We start from the raw sequence: 19,569 nt of genomic DNA, 5'->3' as shown, positions 1-19,569 counted from the left end.
TCGTTCAAGGGGCTGACCGGCTGCGTGGGAAAGGCGCTTCGTGGACGAAGGCGCGGTATTATGCCTGCTTTGTCCGGTGGCATGAAAAGTCTGCCCGTCGGATCGACATGTTTAGAGGAATATAGATGTCACCCTGGCTGACGGTTGTGGGAATCGGTGAAGACGGCTTCAAGGGCTTGGGCAAAAACGCCCGGCGAGCCCTGATGGGCGCCTCGCGGATCGTCGGTGGCCAGCGGCAACTGGATTTACTGCCAGTGTGCATTCGCGGCGAGCGGGCGTTGTGGCCGAGCCCGTTTTCCCTCGCGCCGGTGCTGGAACAACGCGGCGCGGCCGTCTGCGTGCTGGCCAGCGGTGACCCGATGTTCTACGGCGTTGGCGCCAGCCTCGCGCGTCAGGTGCCGAGCAACGAGATGCTGATTCTGCCCGCGCCGTCCTCCTGTTCGCTGGCCGCTGCCCGCCTCGGCTGGCCATTGCAGGACGTGGTGACACTGTCACTGGTCGCCCGGCCGCTGGCGGCGCTCAATGCCCAATTGTTCAGCGGCGTGCGCCTGTTGCTGTTGAGCAACGACGGGCAGAGCCCGGCGGCTGTGGCGGCGCTGTTGCGTGATCGTGGTTTTGGCGCGAGCCGGATGAGCGTTCTGGAGCATCTGGGCGGTGCGGCCGAGCGGCGGCTCGACAGCAGCGCCAATGACTGGAACAACGCGCCGACGGCCGATCTCAATGTGATTGCCATCGAATGCCTGGCCGACAGCCACACTCCGCGTCTGTCGCGCCTCGCCGGCCTGCCCGACTCGGCCTTCCGGCATGACGGTCAACTGACCAAGCGCGACGTGCGCGCCATCACCCTCGCCCGCCTCGCCCCGACGCCGGGCGAATTGCTCTGGGATGTCGGCGCCGGCAGCGGCTCGATCGGCATCGAATGGATGCGCACCCACCCGGGCTGCCGGGCGCTGGCCATCGAAGCCGATGAGGGCCGTCAGCAATTGATCGAACACAACCGCGAGGCGCTGGGTGTGCCGGGACTGCAACTGATCCGTGGTCGTGCGCCGCAGGCTCTCGCCGGTCTGGAGCGCCCGGACGCGATTTTCATCGGTGGCGGCGTAACCCGCGAAGGTGTCTTCGAGGCGTGCTGGGAGCAGCTCAAACCCGGTGGCCGTCTGGTCGCCAACGCGGTGACCCTGCAAAGCGAAATCACCTTGATGAACTGGCGCGAACGTTACGGCGGCGAGCTGACGCGCATCCACGTCGCCCAGGCGCAACCCCTGGGCGAGTTCGACACCTGGCGTCAGGCGCTGCCGATCACCTTGCTCGATCTGGTCAAACCTCTCGATGCGTGACGAAACCGCCGAACAACCCGCACCACTGCGCAGCGGCCTGACCACCGGCAGTTGCGCCACGGCCACCAGCCTCGCCGCCGCACGCCTGTTGCTCGGCGGCACTGCAGCCGACGCCGTGCAAATCGTGCTGCCCAAAGGTAAACAGGTGCAGATGCGTCTGGAGTTCTGTCGACTGACCGACAACGGCGCGGAAGCCGGGACGATCAAGGACGCCGGCGACGATCCGGACGTGACCCACGGCGCGCTGCTCTACTCGCAGGTGCAACTGATGACCGAGCCAGGCGTTCGTTTCATGGCCGGCAAGGGCGTTGGCACCGTGACACGCCCGGGCCTGGTGCTGGCCGTGGGGGAACCGGCGATCAACCCGGTGCCACGCAAGATGATCAGCGACCACCTGAGCCTGCTCGCCGCCGAGACCGGATACGCTGGCGGCTTCGAGGTCACGGTGAATGTCGAGGGCGGTGAAGCGCTGGCGCTGAAAACCATGAACCCGCGCCTGGGCATTCTCGGCGGGCTGTCGATCCTCGGCACCAGCGGCATCGTCCGGCCGTTTTCCTGCGCGGCGTACATTGCATCGATTCATCAAGGCATCGACGTCGCCAAGACCAACGGTTTTCTGCACATCGCGGCCTGCACTGGCAACGCCAGCGAAGACACCATGCGCCGGGTCTACGACCTGCCGGAAATCGCCCTGATCGAAATGGGCGACTTCGCAGGTGCCGTGCTCAAGCATCTGCGCAAGGTGCCTGTGGATAAACTCAGCCTGTGCGGTGGCTTCGGCAAGATCAGTAAATTGGCGGCCGGGCATATGGATCTGCACTCGCGACATTCCAGCATCGACTTGCCGCAACTGGCCGAATGGGCCGCCGCCATCGGTGCCGATGAAGGTTTGCAGCGCGACATTCGTGCAGCGAACACCAGCCAGCAGGCATTGGCCATGGCCAGTGCGGTGGGGATCGCGCTGGGCGATGAGGTGTGTCGCCACGCGCTGAATTTCGCCCGCAGCGTGGTGCCGGCGCAGGTACAGGTCGAAGTGTTTGCGATTGACCGTCAGGGCGGCATCGTCGGTCACGCAGGAGGGTTTGCATGAAGCGCATTTTGCTACTGGGCGGCGTGACCGAAGCACTGGCCATCGCCCGGACTTTAGGGCCTTCGCACATTTACAGCCTGGCCGGGGTGGGCCGTGTGCCCACCGACCTGACCTGCCAGGTGCGCATCGGCGGCTACGGTGGCGCCCAAGGGCTGGCGCAATTCATCCGTGACGAAGGCATTGATCTGCTGTTCGACGCCACCCACCCCTATGCCGCGCAAATCAGCCAGAACGCCGCCACCGCCGCGCAACTGACCGGCATCCCCTGCTGGGCCCTGCGCCGCCCCGCATGGCAGCCGCAACCGGGTGACGATTGGCGCGAAGTCAGCGACTGGACCGAATTGATCAGCGCTCTGGCGCCGTTTCGCCGCCCACTGTTCACCCTCGGTCGCGAACCGTTGCAGCATCTGGACGAAATCCCGGCGGATCAATTCTGGACCCTGCGCGCCCTCGATGTTTATCCCGGCAACGAACGCTGCGAAGTCATCGGCGCGCGCGGGCCGTTTCTGCTGGAGGATGAACGGACGTTGTTCGAGCGACGGCAAATCGATGTGCTGATCAGCAAGAACAGTGGCAGCACCGCGACCGAGCCGAAGCTTGCAGTGGTGCGCGAGCGTGGGGTGCCGGTTCTGGTGTTGAAGCGGCCGGGGTTGCCGGGGGTTGATCGGGAGTTTCTGTCGCTTCAAGAAACACTGGCTGCGTTGGAGGCAATCGACCTGTAGGGCAAGATCCATAGCTTGTGTGATAAGTAACCTATTCGTTACCTTCTGAGCCAGCCGTGATCACACTCGAAGAATATCTGCAGGAAGATGAATCAAGCCCGTTTGGCCGGTGGATTTCCACGCTGAACGTACAGGCGCCAATCAAGGTTTCTAATGCAATGATTCGATTGGAAATGGGCAACACTTCCAACATCAAATGGTTCGACGGTCTAGGCGAATACAGAATCAATTGGGGACCAGGGTACAGAATCTATCTCGTACAAGAAGGAAAACGGCTGATCATTTTGTTCGGAGGAGGAGACAAATCCACACAAAAAAAGACATCAAACAGGCGAAAGCGTTGATAGCCGAATTTCGAACTCGAAAAAAAGCTGAACAGGACCGGAGGTAATTTGATGGTTCTCACTCGAAGCTACAAACGTTCAATTGCAGAACGTGCCCAACGAGACCCGGAGTTTGCTCAAGCATTGCTGGATGAGGCCGCTACGCTGTTCCTGAATGGCGAACCAGAATTGGCGAGGATCATTTTGCGCGATCTTGTTAACGCGACGGTCGGCTTCGAAGAGCTTGCAAGGGAGACCCAAAAACCCAGTAAAAGCCTGCATCGAATGCTGTCAGCCAACGGTAATCCGAGCATGGACAACCTGGCCAGAATATTTTCGGTAATCCGCGCTACGCTTGGTGTCGATATGCAGGTTCATGCCGTACCAGTGAACTGAGCAAGTAATTGAAGAGAGCGCTGCGACACCAAACCGCACGACGCTTTTTTACTTATCGGCCCCGATCAGGCTAAATAGCCGCGCCTGATCGCCCACCCAACGGATCTGTCCCATGAACCGACAACGGCTAGCCATTGCCTGGATCGCCTGCTTTGCAGTGCTGTTCAATATGCTCGCCATGCCGATGACGGGGGCGATGGCGCAAGCGGCCAATTCACCGGCCGAACAACTGCTGTGGAGCAGTTTCTGCACCGGCAGCGGGACGAAAATGGTGGCGATCGACATCGGCGCCACGGATCAGCAAGCCCCGCCCAGCGACAGCCATTCCAACATGCAGCATTGCTGGTGTTGCTCCGGGTCGGCGCCTTTGGTGGCGCTGCCGGGACATGCGCCGCAGCTGTATTTCGCCCGTTACGAAAGCCATCGCAGCGTCGCGCCGGTTTCACTGCAAACACCCACACCGCGCCAGCAATGGCCGAGCCTCAATCCCCGCGCTTCCCCTCTGGTTTGATTTGTTCGCGCAATTGACCTGCGTTTCAAATCGTTCTGGAGAACTGCCATGTTGAAAAAAATCATCGTCCTCGCTGCGTTGCTGTTGCCAGCGTGTTTTGCCCATGCCCATGAATACAAGGCCGGGGAACTGGAAATCGCCCACCCGTGGTCGCAGGAACTGCCGCCCAACGCACCCACCGTCGCGGCGTATTTCGTGATTCACAACGCCGGCAAAACGGCCGATCGACTCCTCAGTGTCGACTCGCCCATCGCCCCCCAAGCGCAATTGCACGAGCATGTGATGCAGGGCGATCTGATGAAGATGCAGCAAGTGCCGAGCGTAGACATTCCGGCCGGCGGCAAGGTGACGTTCGCGCCGATGGCCTATCACGTCATGCTGCTCAACCCGACCGATCGCAGCCTGCTCAGCGACGGCAAACGCTTTCCGCTGACGATGCATTTCGAGAAGGCCGGGGACGTCACCGTCGAAGTCGCCGTGCTGAAGAAACCGCCGCACGACATGCCGGAACACGCGCACGCCCAATAACCGATACGGTTAACGACGCCCATGCGCCCGCTGAGCGCCAGGCCATCCCTGCAACGCCGTCAGACTGAACACCTGACCTGCGGCAGCTGGATTGCCCTGTTCGCCATGTTGATGATTTTCATCGGCCCACTGATTTCTCAGTCGATGCCGATGGATCAACACGCCTCGACCTCCATGCCGATGAGCATGGAGATGTCGATGGACATGCCGGGCATGGATCATGCCGGGCACGATGCCAAACCCAGCGCTGAACACTGCCCGCCGCAATCCTCGCATCATGCGCTGTGGGAAAAGTGCGGTTATTGCAGCCTGCTGTTCAATTGCCCGGCGCTGACCGGTGGCGGCACGTTTACCGCGTTCAGCATCGCCCACGCCAACACGTTCACCCCGCCCTCCCCGCGCCTGGGCCATGCCCGGCCAACCTTCTTCCCCGGCGCCCGCCCCCGCGCCCCGCCCGTCGCCGCGTAAACACCCCCTCTGATTGCACACGGTTGAGAAGACAGCTTCAGGCTGCCGGCTGTGTCGTTTACGACTGTTTGATGGAAATTGTCATGTCCAGGTTTTCTGCTGTTCCACGCTCGGGCGCTGCCCAGGCGTCCTTCGCTTTGAACGAATCGCGTATTCGTTTCAGGCACGCGACCGCCGTCCTTTGCGGCGTCCTGCTGTCCCCCCTGGTGCTGGCCGATGATCACGCCGCACACGCGGATGAACTGAGCCCGACGGTGATCACCGCCATTGCACCGAGTTCGCCACTGACCGTTGTCACCAACCCCCAGGACCCGCGCCAACCGGTGCCGGCCAGTGATGGCGGCGATTACCTGAAGACCATTCCGGGCTTCGCCCTGGTGCGCAACGGCGGCACCAACGGCGATCCGGTGCTGCGCGGCATGTTCGGTTCGCGGCTCAACATCCTCACCAACGGCAGCATGATGCTCGGCGCCTGCCCTGGCCGCATGGACGCGCCAACCTCGTACATTTCGCCGCAAACCTACGACAAGCTCACCGTCATTAAAGGCCCGCAAACCGTGCTTTATGGCCCCGGTGCATCGGCCGGCACGGTGCTGTTCGACCGTGAACCGGAAAGCTTCGGCGAACTCGGCACGCGGGTGAATGCCAGCATCCTGGCCGGCTCCCACGGGCGCTTCGACAAGGTCATCGACGCCGCTGCCGGCGGGCCGTTGGGTTATGTAAGGGTGATCGGCAACACCGCGCATTCGGACGACTATCGCGACGGCAACAATGACACTGTCGCTTCACGCTACGACAAGTGGAACGGCGATGTTGCGCTCGGCTGGACCCCGGACGCCGACACCTTGATCGAGCTGACTGCCGGCAAGGGCGACGGCGAAGCCCGCTACGCCGGTCGCGGCATGGACGGTTCGCAGTTCCTGCGCGAAAGCCTCAGCCTGCGTTTCGAAAAGTCCAACATCAGCGATGTGCTGGAGAAACTCGAAGCACAGGTCTACTACAACTACGCCGACCATGTGATGGACAACTACACCCTGCGCACGCCGTCCGGTACGGGGATGATGGCCGGCCCCATGGCCTCCAACGTTGATCGCCGGACCCTCGGCGCACGCATCAAAGCGACCTGGCGCTGGGCCGATATCCAACTGATCACCGGGCTGGATGCACAGACCAACGAACACCGTCAGCGCAGTTCGATGGGCATCGATACCTACAAGGATCTGCCTTATACCAAGGACGCCGACTTCCATAACTATGGCGTGTTCAGCGAGATGACATGGTACGCCGCGGACCGTGACCGGTTGATCACCGGCGCTCGGGTCGACCGGGCGTCAGCCAAGGATTATCGGCAGAGCACCGGTTCGGGAATGATGTCGCGCCCCAATCCAACCGCCGACAACACCCGTGCCGACACACTGCCAAGCGGCTTCGTGCGTTACGAGCATGACCTGGCCGACAGCCCGGCCACGCTCTTCGCCGGCCTCGGCCATGTGCAGCGCTTCCCGGATTACTGGGAACTGTTTTCGCCCAAGTCGGGCCCCGCAGGTTCGGTCAACGCGTTCGACTCGATCAAACCGGAAAAGACCACCCAGTTCGATTTCGGCGTGAACTACAAGAGCGCCGAACTCGAAGCCTGGGCGTCGGGCTACATCGGCGTGGTGCGCGATTACATCCTGTTCGATTACACCCCCGGGATGATGGGCACGACCTCCCGCGCCGAGAACATCGACGCGCGAATCATGGGCGGTGAACTCGGAACGGCTTACAAACTCACCGATCACTGGAAAGCCGATGCAACCCTGGCCTACGCCTGGGGCAAGAACAGCAGCGACGGCAAAGCCCTGCCGCAGATGCCGCCGCTCGACGCACGTTTGGGCCTGACTTACAGCGAAGACAACTGGAGCGCCGGTGCACTGTGGAGAGTGGTGGCCAAGCAAAACCGTATCGACCAGAACAAGGGCAACGTGGTCGGCAAGGACTACGACAAGAGTTCGGGCTTCGGTGTGTTCTCGCTCAACGGTGCCTACCGGATCAACAAGAACTGGAAGGTCAGTACCGGCGTCGACAACCTGTTCGGCAAGGCTTACGCCGAACACCTGAACCTGGCGGGCAACGCCGGTTTCGGCTACCCGGCCAACGACCCGCAAGCCATCAATGAACCGGGGCGCACGCTCTGGACCAAGGTGGACATGAGTTTCTAACGAAGCTGCCCCCTCCCCTGTGGGGGCGGGCTTGCTCGCGAAAGCGGTGTATCAGGCGCCAGCAATGTTGGCTGTGCCGCCATCTTCGCGAGCAAGTCCGCTGCCACAGGGGTAATGCGGTGTTCCACCCAATGCAGAACAACTAAAAGATCCAAGCCAAGCGGAGCAAACGTGATGCAAAAGCCCAAACCGAATTTCTACAACCTGGCCTGGCGTTGGCATTTCTATGCCGGTCTGTTCGTCGCGCCCTTCATGGTGATGCTGGCCCTGACCGGCATCGTTTACCTGTTCAAACCGCAGCTCGATTCGCTGATGTACAGCAGCCTGCTCAACGTCCCGGCCGGGCACCACACCGTTGCGGCCGACGATTTGCTACAACGGGTGAAAAGCGCCTACCCACAAGGCCAGGTCACGCAATACCTGCCACCGTTGAACGCCGAGCGCAGTGCGCAATTTGTCGTCAAGAACGCCGGGCACGAACTGAATGTGTTCGTCGACCCGTACCACGGCGACATCCTCGGCGAGCAGGATGCCAAGCAGAACCTGCAAGCCATCGCCCGGGCGATCCATGGCGAATTGATGATCGGCACTGTCGGTGACCGTCTCATCGAAATGGCCGCCGGATGGGGCGTGGTGCTGGTGGTGTCGGGGCTTTTCCTGTGGTGGCCGCGCGGTCAGGCAGCGGGGATTCTCTGGCCGCGCTTGAACAGTCGCGGCCGCGTGTTGTGGCGTGACCTGCACGCCGTCACCGGGTTCTGGGGCGCGACCCTGTTGCTGGTGATGCTGCTCAGTGGCATGACCTGGACCGGCTTCTGGGGCAAACAATACGCACAGGTGTGGAACGTGTTCCCGGCCGCCATGTGGGACAACGTGCCGACCTCTGACGTCGAGGCCCGCAGCCTTAACAGCGCCACCCGCCAGACCGTGCCATGGGCGATGGAAAACACGCCGATGCCGATGTCCGGCGATCACGCCGAGCACATGGCCCACGGTGACGCCCACGCAGGCCCCGCCGCGCCTGCCATCAGCCTGCAAGCAGTGCAGGACATCGCCAACCAACGTAAGGTCGAACCGGGTTACAGCATCACCCTGCCAACCACCGCGACCGGCGTATTCACCATCGCCGTGTTCGCCGACGACCCTCGCAACGACGCCACCCTGCATGTCGATCAGTACACCGGCAAGGTCCTCGCCGATGTGCGTTTCGAGCAGTACGGCGCGGTGGCCCGCGCCACCGAAATCGGCGTGATGCTCCACGAAGGCAAGATGTTCGGCACTTTCAATCAGATCGTCGTGCTACTGATCTGCCTGATGATTTTGCTCAGCGCCGTCAGTGGTGTGGTGATCTGGTGGAAACGTCGGCCACAGGGCAAGTTGGGTGTGCCTCCGCTGCGTCATGATTTGCCGAAATGGAAAACCGGGGTGGTGATCATGCTCGCGCTGGCGGTGATTTTCCCGCTGGTGGGCGCTTCGTTGGTGGTGGTGTGGTTGCTGGATCGCCTGCTGTTGTCGCGCCTGGGCCGCCAAGCTGAATCTGCCTCAACTTCATCGTGAAGCAGGCGAGATGCGCGGTTTAGACAGATCTATAAACTGCTGGGGCTTAAACTCCGGCTTTTTTTAGTGTTACTGTATAACGCAAATATGCCGCTCTGCCCGCAACCAAAAGTTGCGGGCTTTCTTTTGAAGAAGTGATTCACCACCCCGATGAACAAGTACCTCTTGTCCAGTCTCTGTCTGTTCGGCCTGAACAACGCCTATGCCGACAACCAGGCGCTGACACTGCCCACCGGCACCATCAGCGCACCGGTCATCGACGACGCAAGCGTCAGCCTCAACACGCCGACCACCGCCGGCTCGCGCCTGAATCTCAACGCCATGCAAACCCCTGCCAGCGTCCAAAGCCTCAGCGGCGAACAGGTTCGCGCCCGGGGCGATCGCAGCGTGCAGGACGCCGTGTCGCGCAGCACCGGCATCAGCCGCACCGGTACGCCAGGCGATGGCGGCACCTCGTTGCAGGCACGCGGGTTTACCGGGCAGAGTTCGGTGATGCAGTTGTATGACGGCAATCGAATGTACAGCGGCATGGGCACAGTGACCTTTCCGGTCGACACCTGGTCGGTGGAACGCGTCGATGTGCTGCGCGGCCCGGCCTCGGTGTTGTACGGCGAAGGCGCGACCGGCGCGGTGGTCAACGTGACCCCGAAGAAGCCGTTCGAAGGTGAAATCGAAAACCATGTGCGCGTCGGCTATGGCTCCTACGACAGCCAGCAGCAGGCCTTCGACAGCGGCGGTTCGCTGACCGACACCCTGAGCTATCGCCTCAATCTCAATCGCTTGCGCAGCAACGGCTGGATTGATCGCGGCGACTCGTCCAGCGATTTCATCAGCGCTGCCCTGCGCTGGCAGGCCACCGATGATCTGGCCTTCACCCTCGCCCACGATTACGGCGACCAGCACCCGCAAAACTACTTTGGCACACCGCTGATCAATGGCCGGTTACACGACAGCCTGCACGACAAGAACTACAACGTGCGCGACGACCAGCAGCACTACAACGATCAGTGGACGCGCCTGACCACGGATTGGCAGATCAACGACGCGGTCAGCGCCAGCAACGAGCTGTATTACCTCAAGGCCCAGCGCCGCTGGCAGAACGCCGAGAACTACAACTTCGACACCGCCACCCAACAACTCAGCCGCAGTGGCTATTTCGGCATCGGCCACCGACAGGAGCAGGTCGGCGACCGTCAGACCTTCACCTTCAAGCACTCGCTGTTCGGCCTCGACAGCCAGACCGTGACCGGCGTCGATTACAACCGCATCCGCTTCCAGCTCGACAGCAACTCGCCGTTCAACGACGTGCTGCCCAAAGGCCAGGCGCTGGATCTGTATCACCCGCAACCGGGCTACTTCGAAAGCGCCAACCCGTACCGGGATCAGTTCGACAGCACCACCAAACAGATGTCGGTGTTTGCCGAGAACCTTACGCAACTGAGCGAGCGCTGGTCGCTGGTGACCGGCGTGCGCCGCGACTACGTGCACGTGGATCGCAACAATCTGGTCGACATTAGCCAGCGCGACAAGACCCTGACCGGCAACAACTGGAAGGCCGGGCTGGTGTTTGCGCTGACGCCGCAGACTTCGTTCTATGGCCAGGTCGCGACCAGCACCGATGGCGTCGGCGGGCTGATTTCCCTGAGCCCGAGCCAGCAGCAATACGATCTATCGACTGCCCGGCAGACGGAAATCGGCCTGAAGCAATTGTTCTGGGATCAGCGCGGCGAGTTCACGCTGGCGGCTTATCGCATCGTCAAGAAGAAGCTGCTGACCGACGATCCGGGCAACCCGACGCTCAAGCAGCAAGTCGGCCAGCAATCGTCCAATGGCCTGGAAGCCAGCCTTGACCTGCAATTGCCGCACGCCTGGCAACTGCAAGCCAACGCGGCGATTGTGAAGGCCAAGTACGACGATTTTTCCGAAGCGGTGAACGGGCAGACCCTGTCGTACAACGGCAACCGTCCGCTGGATGTACCACGTCGTACCGCCAATCTGTGGCTGAACAAAAGCATCAGCGATGACCTGCAGGCCGGTGCGGGTGTGCGTTATGTCGATGCGCGCTACGCCGATATGGCCAACCGCAATAAGCTGCCGAGTTACACCGTGGTGGATGCGACCCTGTCGTGGAAAGCCTTGCGCAACACCACGCTGGGCTTGCAGGTGAACAATCTGTTTGACCGCCAGTACGCACAAAGCCAATACAATGAGGGCCAGCAGTGGATACTCGGCGAGCCGAGGTCGTTCTTTGTCACTGCTGATTACACCTTTTGATTCACCGGCCCCTTCGCGAGCAAGCCCGCTCCCACATTGAAATACGTTCCACTGTGGGAGCGGGCTTGCTCGCGAAGGCGTCATCAGCAGCACCCGATATTTCAGAGTAGACGATGACCTCACTGACAATCGCCAACCTCGCCTGGACACCCCTGGGCCACGGCCACTGCCATCACCAGTTCCAGCTGCGTGACGCCTCCTTGCGAGTGGCCGCCGGTGAGTTCGTCGGGCTGATCGGCCCCAACGGCAGTGGCAAAACCAGCCTGCTGCGGTGCGCCTATCGATTCAGTCAGCCGGAAAGCGGTGAGGTCAGACTCGATCACCACAATGTGTGGAAGCAATCCTCGCGCTGGTGCGCAAAACGCATCGCCGTGGTCTTGCAGGAATTCCCCGATGCCTTTGGCCTGACCGTCGAAGAAGTGGTCGCCATGGGCCGCACGCCGCACAAAGGCCTGTTCGATGGCGACACGCAGGAAGATCGCAACCTGGCGACTCAAGCGCTCAAATCCGTCGGTCTCGACGGCTTCGAAGACCACGCTTTCGCCACGCTATCGGGCGGTGAAAAACAGCGGGTAATCCTTGCCCGCGCCCTGACCCAGCAACCGCAACTGCTGATCCTCGACGAGCCGACCAACCACCTCGACCCGCGTTATCAGCTTGAGCTGCTGCAACGGGTCAAGCGCCTGCAAATCGGCACCCTCGCCAGCATCCACGACCTGAACCTGGCCGCCGCGTTCTGCGATCGACTGTACGTGATCAACCACGGCCGCATCGTCGCCAGTGGCACACCGCAAGAAGTCCTCACCACCCAACTGCTGCGTGACGTCTTCGGCGTCGAGGCATTGATCGACTCTCACCCCCTTCACGACTACCCGCGAATCACCTGGATAACCCGACCATGACTGTGCGTTCCCTGCTTTGCGTCGCTCTTGTGCTGTGCAGTGCCCAAGCCTTGGCCGAGGCCACGAAATACCCGCTGACCGTTCAAAGCTGCAACCGCGAAGTGACGTTCAAGGAAGCGCCAAAACACGCGGTCAGCCACGACATCAACATGACCCAGATGATGCTCGCCCTTGGCCTCAAACCGAGGATGGCCGGTTACAGCGGCGTCAGTGGCTGGAAGTCAGTGACGCCCCAGATGCAGTCACTGCTCGACGGTTTGCCGGAGCTGGCCGCGAAATATCCGTCGGTGGAAACCCTGCTCAACGCCAACGTCGATTTCTTCTTCGCCGGCTGGGATTACGGCATGCGCGTGGGCGGCGATCTCACGCCGCAAACCCTGCAACCGCTGGGCATCAATGTGTATGAGCTGACCGAGTCCTGCGCGTTCGTGATGAAGCGCCCGGCGGCGACGCTGGACGACACCTATAACGACCTGCGCAACCTCGGCAAAATCTTCGACGTGCAGGATCGCGCCAATGCGCTGATCGCCCGGATGCAGGCGCAAGTCGCCGACGTGCGCAAAGACCTGCCCGCCGACAAGCCGCGAGTGTTCCTCTACGACAGCGGCGAAGACCGCGCCATGACGTCCGGCCGTCTCGGCATGCCGCAAGCGCTGATTGATGCCGCCGGCGGGCGCAACATTCTCGATGACGTCGAAGCGAGCTGGACGCGGGTCAACTGGGAGACCGTGGTCGAGCACAATCCGCAGGTCATCGTGATCGTCGACTACAGCGAAATCACCGCCGATCAAAAGATCGCATTCCTGCTGAAGAACAAGGCCCTGCAATCGGTGGACGCGATCAAGAACCAGCGCTTTATCGTCATTCCGTATGTGCAGGCCACACCGGGAATCGACAACGTGCTGGCTGTTGAAACACTGGCCAAAGGTTTCCACGGCGAATGATCAACCGTCGCTACGCCCTGTTGCTGATGGCCTTCGGCGCCCTGTTGCTGGTGTCGTGTGTGGTGTCGCTCGGCTTCGGCCCGGCGCGGGTGCCGGTGGACGTGGTGTGGCGGATTATCCTGCACAAGACGCTCGGTTTCGGCGAGCTGAACTGGAGCGCCGGGCAGGAACATATCGTCTGGCTGATCCGCGTGCCGCGCATGTTGCTCGGGGCGCTGGTCGGTGCCGGCCTCGCACTGATCGGCGCGGTGCTGCAAGCGGTGACGCGCAACCCTCTGGCCGATCCGCATCTGCTCGGTGTGACATCCGGAGCGACGTTGGGCACAGTGATTGTGGTGCTGCACGTCGGTGAAATCATCGGCCTGCTGACCTTGCCGATTGCGGCGTTCATTGGCGCGTTGCTGAGCATGCTCGTGGTGGTGGCGATTGCCAGTCGCCATGGCCGGCTCGACAGCGATCGCTTGCTGCTGTGCGGTGTGGCGGTGTCGTTCGTGATGATGGCGATCGCCAATCTGCTGCTGTTCATGGGCGATCACCGCGCCAGTTCAGCGGTGATGTTCTGGATGCTCGGCGGACTCGGGCTGGCGCGCTGGGAGTTGCTCGCGGTGCCCGCGGCCAGCGTATTGCTCGGATTGTTTTTGCTGCTGGGCATGGCGCGGCCATTGAACGCGTTGATGGCGGGCGAGCAGACCGCCGTGACCCTCGGCCTGAATGCTCGCTCGGTACGCTTGCGGGTGTTTGTCATCGCCTCGTTGATGACCGGGGTGCTGGTGTCGATCAGCGGCTCCATCGGGTTTGTCGGGCTGATGGTGCCGCACATTGCGCGGCGTCTGGTCGGCGCCGAACATCGGCGCTTGCTGCCGGTGTGCATGTTGCTCGGCAGTGTGTTTCTGATCTGGGTCGATGTGGCCGCGCGCACAATGATCGCCCCCGAAGACCTGCCCATCGGCGTCGCGACCGCTGCCATTGGCGGGCTGTTCTTCATCGGTCTGATGCGCCGTCGCTGACTCTCCACCTTTCAAAACTGTGGGAGCGGACTTGCTCGCGAAGGCGTCGTGCCAGTCACCTTATGCATTGACTGACAGACCGCTTTCGCGAGCAAGCCGCTCCCACATTTGATTTTTGTTTACCACCAGATCGCGCCCCAATCTGGCGCGGCCGCCTGCACCAACGCTCCACGAGCGTTCCTTCATGGTGCACCCAACCCACGCGCAAGCGCTCTAAACCGACATTTTCCTGCCCATCCCCGACCGGGCACAGCCCTTGCAAAACACCCTTCAGTCGTCCGCATCTGCCAACCATAAAAAACTTTAACGTTCATGGAGATCGCACAATGAAGCGTCGCAGTTTGATCAAGGCTTTCACACTCACGGCATCCATTGCCGCGATGGGCATGACCTGGACTGTCCAGGCCGCCGAGACCATCAAGGTCGGGATTCTGCATTCGTTGTCCGGCACCATGGCGATCTCCGAAACATCGCTCAAAGACATGGCGCTGATGACCATCGACGAGATCAACGCCAAGGGCGGCGTCAATGGCAAGATGCTCGAGCCCGTTGTCGTCGACCCGGCGTCGAACTGGCCGTTGTTCGCCGAAAAGGGCCGGCAGTTGCTGACCCAGGACAAGGTTGCCGTGGTGTTCGGCTGCTGGACCTCGGTGTCGCGTAAATCGGTGCTGCCGGTGTTCGAAGAACTCAACGGTCTGCTGTTCTACCCGGTGCAATACGAAGGCGAAGAGATGTCGCCGAACGTGTTCTACACCGGCGCTGCGCCCAACCAGCAAGCGATCCCGGCGGTTGAATACCTGATGAGCGAAGAAGGCGGCAGCGCCAAGCGTTTCTTCCTGCTTGGCACCGACTACGTCTACCCGCGCACCACCAACAAGATCCTGCGTTCGTTCCTGCATTCCAAAGGCGTGGCCGACAAGGACATCGAAGAGGTCTACACGCCGTTCGGTCATAGCGACTATCAAACCATCGTTGCCAACATCAAAAAATTCTCGGCCGGTGGCAAGACGGCGGTGATTTCCACGGTCAACGGCGACTCCAACGTGCCGTTCTATAAAGAGCTGGCCAACCAGGGCCTGAAAGCCACCGACGTACCGGTGGTGGCGTTCTCGGTGGGCGAAGAAGAGTTGCGCGGCATCGACACCAAACCGTTGGTGGGCAACCTCGCGGCATGGAACTACTTCGAGTCGGTGGAGAACCCGGTGAACAAGAAGTTCGTCGCGGACTGGAAAGCCTACGCGAAGAAACACAACCTGCCGGGCGCCGACAAAGCGGTGACCAATGACCCGATGGAAGCCACCTACGTCGGCATCCACATGTGGGCTCAGGCCGTGGAGAAAGCCAAGTCCACCGACGTCGACAAAGTCCGCGAAGCCCTCGCCGGCCAGACTTTTGCCGCACCGTCGGGCTACACCCTGACCATGGACAAGACCAATCACCACCTGCACAAACCGGTGATGATCGGCGAGATCCAGAGCGACGGTCAGTTCAACGTGGTCTGGCAGACCGAAGGCCCGATCCGTGCGCAGCCGTGGAGCCCGTTTATCGAGGGCAACGACAAGAAGCCGGATTATGCGGTGAAGAGCAACTGAGCCACTGGGTGTCAGGGCCCGAGTACAAAACCCGGACCTGATGCAATTCCCTGTGGGAGCGGGCTTGCTCGCGAAGACGGCGGCACATCCAACATCAATGTGACTGACCCATCGTATTCGCGAGCAAGCCCGCTCCCACATTGTCCGCGTAAGGCCAATGACATGCTGACTGCCCTTTACCGTCTATTGCTCGCCATCGCGCTCCTGCTGCCGATGGCCGCCCATGCCGGCGACGCCGAAGACTTCGTCGCCGCCAACCCCATGCAACAGGCCAAACTGCTGCAAGAATGGGCCGCGCAGCCCGAACCGGCCCGTATCGAGCTGATCAACGCCCTGCAACAAGGCGAACTGACCGTCGACGGCCAAGCCAAAACCCTGCGCCTGAACAACCGCCTGCGGGGGCTGATCGACACCGCTCTGGCCAGCCACCAATTGCTCGCCGCCGACGCCAAAATCCGTCTGGCTGGCGCGCAGCAATTGCAGAAAAGCGCTAAACCCGCGCAGCTGAAATTCCTTGACCAGCAACTGGCTGGCGAAACAGATGAAAGCGTCCACGCCGCCCTGAGTCTGGCCCTGGCCAATCTGCAACTGGTCGACACTGACCCGGCCGTGCGGCTGGCCGCCGTGCGCTTGCTCGGTAAAACCGGCGATCCGCTGGCTCGCACTCGTCTTGAAGGCTTGCTTGAACCCGGTGTCGAAACCGATGCCGGCGTGCGCACTGCCGCCCAAACCAGCCTCGCTCAGGTGAAACGCAAACTGTTGATCGGCGAAATACTCGGCCAGGCGTTCAGCGGCATGTCACTCGGCTCGATCCTGCTGCTCGCGGCACTGGGCCTGGCGATTACCTTCGGTCTGCTGGGCGTGATCAACATGGCCCACGGCGAAATGCTGATGCTGGGCGCCTACTCGACCTACGTGGTGCAACTGATGTTCCAGCGCTACGCCCCACAGGCCATCGAGTTCTATCCGCTGATCGCCCTGCCGGTGGCGTTCTTCGTCACCGCCGCCATCGGCATGGCGCTGGAGCGCACGGTGATTCGCCACTTGTATGGCCGACCGCTGGAAACCCTGCTCGCCACCTGGGGCATCAGCCTGATGCTGATTCAGCTTGTGCGTTTACTGTTCGGCGCACAGAACGTTGAAGTGGCCAACCCCGCCTGGCTGTCCGGTGGCATTCAGGTGCTGCCGAATCTGGTGCTGCCGTACAACCGCATCGTCATCATCGCCTTCGCGCTGTTTGTGGTGGTGCTGACCTGGCTGCTGCTGAACAAGACACGCCTGGGCCTCAACGTGCGTGCTGTCACCCAGAACCGCAACATGGCTGCTTGCTGCGGCGTGCCAACCGGGCGCGTCGACATGCTCGCTTTCGGTCTCGGTTCCGGTATCGCCGGCCTCGGCGGTGTGGCGCTGAGCCAGATTGGCAACGTCGGCCCGGACCTCGGCCAGAGCTACATCATCGATTCGTTTCTGGTGGTGGTGCTTGGCGGCGTCGGCCAATTGGCCGGTAGCGTGCTGGCGGCGTTCGGCCTCGGTATCACCAACAAGATTCTCGAACCGCAGATCGGTGCGGTGCTCGGCAAGATCCTGATCCTCGCGCTGATCATTCTGTTCATTCAGAAACGTCCGCAAGGCCTCTTCGCACTCAAAGGACGGGTGATCGACTGATGAACCAGCCTCTATTAGTCACGGCCACGCAAAAGGCTGGCCCGAAAATCACGATTGCCGTTGGCGCGGTGATCCTCGCGTTACTGATCGCCCTGCCTTTGCTGTCGCTGTTGTCGCCGGAAAACGCGCTGCATGTCTCGGCGTACACCCTGACGCTGGTCGGCAAAATCCTCTGCTACGCCATCGTCGCGCTGGCGCTGGATCTGGTCTGGGGTTACGCCGGTCTGCTGTCCCTCGGCCACGGCTTGTTCTTCGCCCTCGGCGGTTATGCGATGGGCATGTACCTGATGCGTCAGGCCGCCGGTGATGATTTGCCAGCGTTCATGACCTTCCTGTCGTGGACCGAATTGCCGTGGTACTGGGCCGGCACCAGCAGCTTTGTCTGGGCCCTGTGCCTGGTGGTGCTGGCGCCGGGGTTGCTGGCACTGGTGTTCGGCTTCTTCGCCTTCCGTTCGCGGATCAAGGGCGTGTATTTCTCGATCATGACCCAGGCCCTGACCTTCGCCGGCATGCTCCTGTTTTTCCGTAACGAGACTGGGTTTGGCGGCAACAACGGCTTCACCAATTTCCGCACGATTCTCGGTTTCGGCATCACGGAACCGGGCACCCGTGCGGTGCTGTTCCTGGCCACGGTGTTGCTGCTGGTGGCGAGTCTGTTTATCGGCTGGCGTCTGGCGCAAAGCAAGTTCGGCCGAGTGCTGACGGCGCTGCGCGATGCGGAAAACCGCCTGATGTTCTGCGGTTACGACCCGCGTGGCTTCAAGCTGTTTGTCTGGGTGTTGAGCGCAGTGTTGTGTGGCTTGGCCGGTGCGCTGTACGTGCCGCAGGTGGGGATCATCAACCCGAGCGAAATGTCGCCGACCAACTCCATCGAAGCGGCGGTCTGGGTCGCCCTCGGCGGGCGCGGCACGTTGATCGGGCCGTTGCTTGGCGCCGGCGTGGTCAACGGCATGAAGAGCTGGTTCACCGTGGCGTTCCCCGAGTACTGGCTGTTCTTCCTCGGTGCGCTGTTCATCATCGTGACCCTGTATTTGCCCAAAGGCGTGATTGGTCTGCTGAAGAAACGAGGTGAACAATGAGAGTCACGGCAAGTGCTGAATTCATGCTCGAACCGGCCTTTTTTCCCGTGGAGCCCAACAAGGATGAGGGCACCAGCCGCGACTCGATCGGCCTTGGCCAGCGCGTTGGCCCGGGGCTCGACACGCGTCACGGGACGATCCTGACCCTGGAAGATATCAGCGTCAGCTTCGATGGCTTCCGGGCGCTGAACAACCTCAACCTGTACATCGGCGTCGGCGAATTACGCTGCATTATCGGCCCCAACGGCGCGGGCAAGACCACGCTGATGGACGTGATCACCGGCAAGACGCGCCCCAGCCACGGCAAGGCCTGGTTCGGCGAAACCCTGGACCTGACGCAGATGAGCGAAGTGCAGATCGCCCAGGCCGGCATCGGCCGCAAGTTCCAGAAGCCGACGGTGTTCGAAGCGCTGAGCGTGTTCGAAAACCTCGAACTGGCGCAAAAAACCGACAAGTCGGTGTGGGCCAGTTTGCGTGCGCGCCTCAGTGGCGAGCAGAAGGATCGCATCAGCGAAGTGCTGGAGACCATTCGCCTGACCGCCTCGGTCAATCGCCCTGCGGGCTTGCTCTCTCATGGCCAGAAGCAGTTTCTGGAAATCGGCATGTTGCTGATGCAGGACCCGCAATTGCTGCTGCTCGACGAACCGGTCGCGGGCATGACCGACGCTGAAACCGAATTCACCGCCGAGCTGTTCAAGTCGCTGGCAGGCAAGCATTCGCTGATGGTGGTGGAACACGACATGGGCTTTGTCGGCTCGATTGCCGATCACGTCACGGTGTTGCACCAGGGCAGCGTGCTGGCCGAAGGGTCGCTTGAGCAGGTGCAGGAAAACGAGCGAGTGATCGAGGTCTACCTCGGCCGCTGACCCTGAAAACACCTTTCCAATGTGGGAGCGGGCTTGCTCGCGAATGCGGTGTGTCATTCAAAGTTGATGGCGACTGATCCACCGCATTCGCGAGCAAGCCCGCTCCCACA

17 protein-coding genes and 1 pseudogene are annotated in these 19,569 nt (G+C 61.6%); all 18 read left to right on the top strand.

The features are described 5' to 3' along the window. The first annotated feature begins 125 nt into the window (after window positions 1–125). Window positions 126–1,337, top strand: coding sequence for a precorrin-6y C5,15-methyltransferase (decarboxylating) subunit CbiE (gene cbiE, locus AACY11_RS04615; protein WP_339431833.1), 1,212 nt, complete (start codon window positions 126–128; stop codon window positions 1,335–1,337). Next, window positions 1,330–2,427, top strand: a complete 1,098-nt coding sequence (locus AACY11_RS04610) for a cobalt-precorrin-5B (C(1))-methyltransferase (protein WP_339464605.1) — start codon at window positions 1,330–1,332, stop codon at window positions 2,425–2,427. Before cbiE ends, AACY11_RS04610 begins: the two co-directional genes overlap by 8 nt. Further along, window positions 2,424–3,149 carry a cobalt-precorrin-6A reductase gene (locus AACY11_RS04605; RefSeq protein ID WP_339493977.1) on the top strand — a complete coding sequence of 242 codons (726 nt, stop codon included), beginning with the start codon at window positions 2,424–2,426 and terminating at the stop codon, window positions 3,147–3,149. The genes AACY11_RS04610 and AACY11_RS04605 overlap by 4 nt, the downstream gene beginning before the upstream one ends. A 56-nt stretch (window positions 3,150–3,205) precedes the next feature. After that, a pseudogene (locus AACY11_RS04600) lies at window positions 3,206–3,540 on the top strand (type II toxin-antitoxin system RelE/ParE family toxin). A 4-nt stretch (window positions 3,541–3,544) separates the two neighbouring features. After that, a complete protein-coding gene (locus AACY11_RS04595) occupies window positions 3,545–3,868 on the top strand; it encodes a helix-turn-helix domain-containing transcriptional regulator (protein ID WP_339494013.1) in 324 nt (107 codons plus the stop codon). A 112-nt stretch (window positions 3,869–3,980) separates the two neighbouring features. After that, window positions 3,981–4,379 carry a DUF2946 domain-containing protein gene (locus tag AACY11_RS04590; RefSeq protein ID WP_339431830.1) on the top strand — a complete coding sequence of 133 codons (399 nt, stop codon included), beginning with the start codon at window positions 3,981–3,983 and terminating at the stop codon, window positions 4,377–4,379. Between the two features lie 48 nt (window positions 4,380–4,427). Then, window positions 4,428–4,907, top strand: coding sequence for a copper chaperone PCu(A)C (locus AACY11_RS04585; protein ID WP_339493975.1), 480 nt, complete (start codon window positions 4,428–4,430; stop codon window positions 4,905–4,907). A gap of 21 nt (window positions 4,908–4,928) precedes the next feature. Then, window positions 4,929–5,375, top strand: coding sequence for a DUF2946 domain-containing protein (locus AACY11_RS04580; RefSeq protein ID WP_339493973.1), 447 nt, complete (start codon window positions 4,929–4,931; stop codon window positions 5,373–5,375). Between the two features lie 83 nt (window positions 5,376–5,458). Continuing rightward, entirely contained in the window at window positions 5,459–7,576 is a 2,118-nt protein-coding gene (locus AACY11_RS04575; RefSeq protein ID WP_339493972.1) for a TonB-dependent copper receptor, read from the top strand. A 174-nt stretch (window positions 7,577–7,750) separates the two neighbouring features. Further along, window positions 7,751–9,130 carry a PepSY-associated TM helix domain-containing protein gene (locus AACY11_RS04570; RefSeq protein WP_339493971.1) on the top strand — a complete coding sequence of 460 codons (1,380 nt, stop codon included), beginning with the start codon at window positions 7,751–7,753 and terminating at the stop codon, window positions 9,128–9,130. 150 nt (window positions 9,131–9,280) lie between these two features. Then, window positions 9,281–11,404, top strand: a complete 2,124-nt coding sequence (locus AACY11_RS04565; protein ID WP_339493970.1) for a TonB-dependent receptor — start codon at window positions 9,281–9,283, stop codon at window positions 11,402–11,404. Between the two features lie 113 nt (window positions 11,405–11,517). Further along, window positions 11,518–12,306, top strand: coding sequence for an ABC transporter ATP-binding protein (locus tag AACY11_RS04560; RefSeq protein WP_339431824.1), 789 nt, complete (start codon window positions 11,518–11,520; stop codon window positions 12,304–12,306). Beyond that, complete coding sequence (locus AACY11_RS04555) at window positions 12,303–13,250, top strand: ABC transporter substrate-binding protein (RefSeq protein ID WP_339493968.1); 948 nt, start codon at window positions 12,303–12,305, stop codon at window positions 13,248–13,250. Before AACY11_RS04560 ends, AACY11_RS04555 begins: the two co-directional genes overlap by 4 nt. Next, on the top strand, window positions 13,247–14,257 hold the full coding sequence (locus AACY11_RS04550) for a FecCD family ABC transporter permease (RefSeq protein ID WP_339493966.1): 1,011 nt from the start codon (window positions 13,247–13,249) through the stop codon (window positions 14,255–14,257). Before AACY11_RS04555 ends, AACY11_RS04550 begins: the two co-directional genes overlap by 4 nt. A gap of 326 nt (window positions 14,258–14,583) precedes the next feature. After that, on the top strand, window positions 14,584–15,849 hold the full coding sequence (gene urtA / locus AACY11_RS04545) for an urea ABC transporter substrate-binding protein (protein ID WP_339431821.1): 1,266 nt from the start codon (window positions 14,584–14,586) through the stop codon (window positions 15,847–15,849). Between the two features lie 162 nt (window positions 15,850–16,011). Further along, window positions 16,012–17,514, top strand: coding sequence for an urea ABC transporter permease subunit UrtB (gene urtB / locus AACY11_RS04540; RefSeq protein WP_339431820.1), 1,503 nt, complete (start codon window positions 16,012–16,014; stop codon window positions 17,512–17,514). Then, window positions 17,514–18,593 carry an urea ABC transporter permease subunit UrtC gene (urtC, locus tag AACY11_RS04535; RefSeq protein WP_339493965.1) on the top strand — a complete coding sequence of 360 codons (1,080 nt, stop codon included), beginning with the start codon at window positions 17,514–17,516 and terminating at the stop codon, window positions 18,591–18,593. Before urtB ends, urtC begins: the two co-directional genes overlap by 1 nt. Then, window positions 18,590–19,459 carry an urea ABC transporter ATP-binding protein UrtD gene (gene urtD, locus AACY11_RS04530; protein ID WP_401065072.1) on the top strand — a complete coding sequence of 290 codons (870 nt, stop codon included), beginning with the start codon at window positions 18,590–18,592 and terminating at the stop codon, window positions 19,457–19,459. The genes urtC and urtD overlap by 4 nt, the downstream gene beginning before the upstream one ends. The last annotated feature ends 110 nt before the right edge of the window (window positions 19,460–19,569 follow it).

It is taken from the genome of Pseudomonas sp. RA_105y_Pfl2_P56, assembly GCF_963970845.1.
In the GTDB taxonomy this organism is placed as follows: domain Bacteria; phylum Pseudomonadota; class Gammaproteobacteria; order Pseudomonadales; family Pseudomonadaceae; genus Aquipseudomonas; species Aquipseudomonas baetica_A.
The sequence above is the reverse complement of the archived record's forward strand: the minus strand, read 5'-3'. Positions and strand labels throughout refer to the sequence as shown.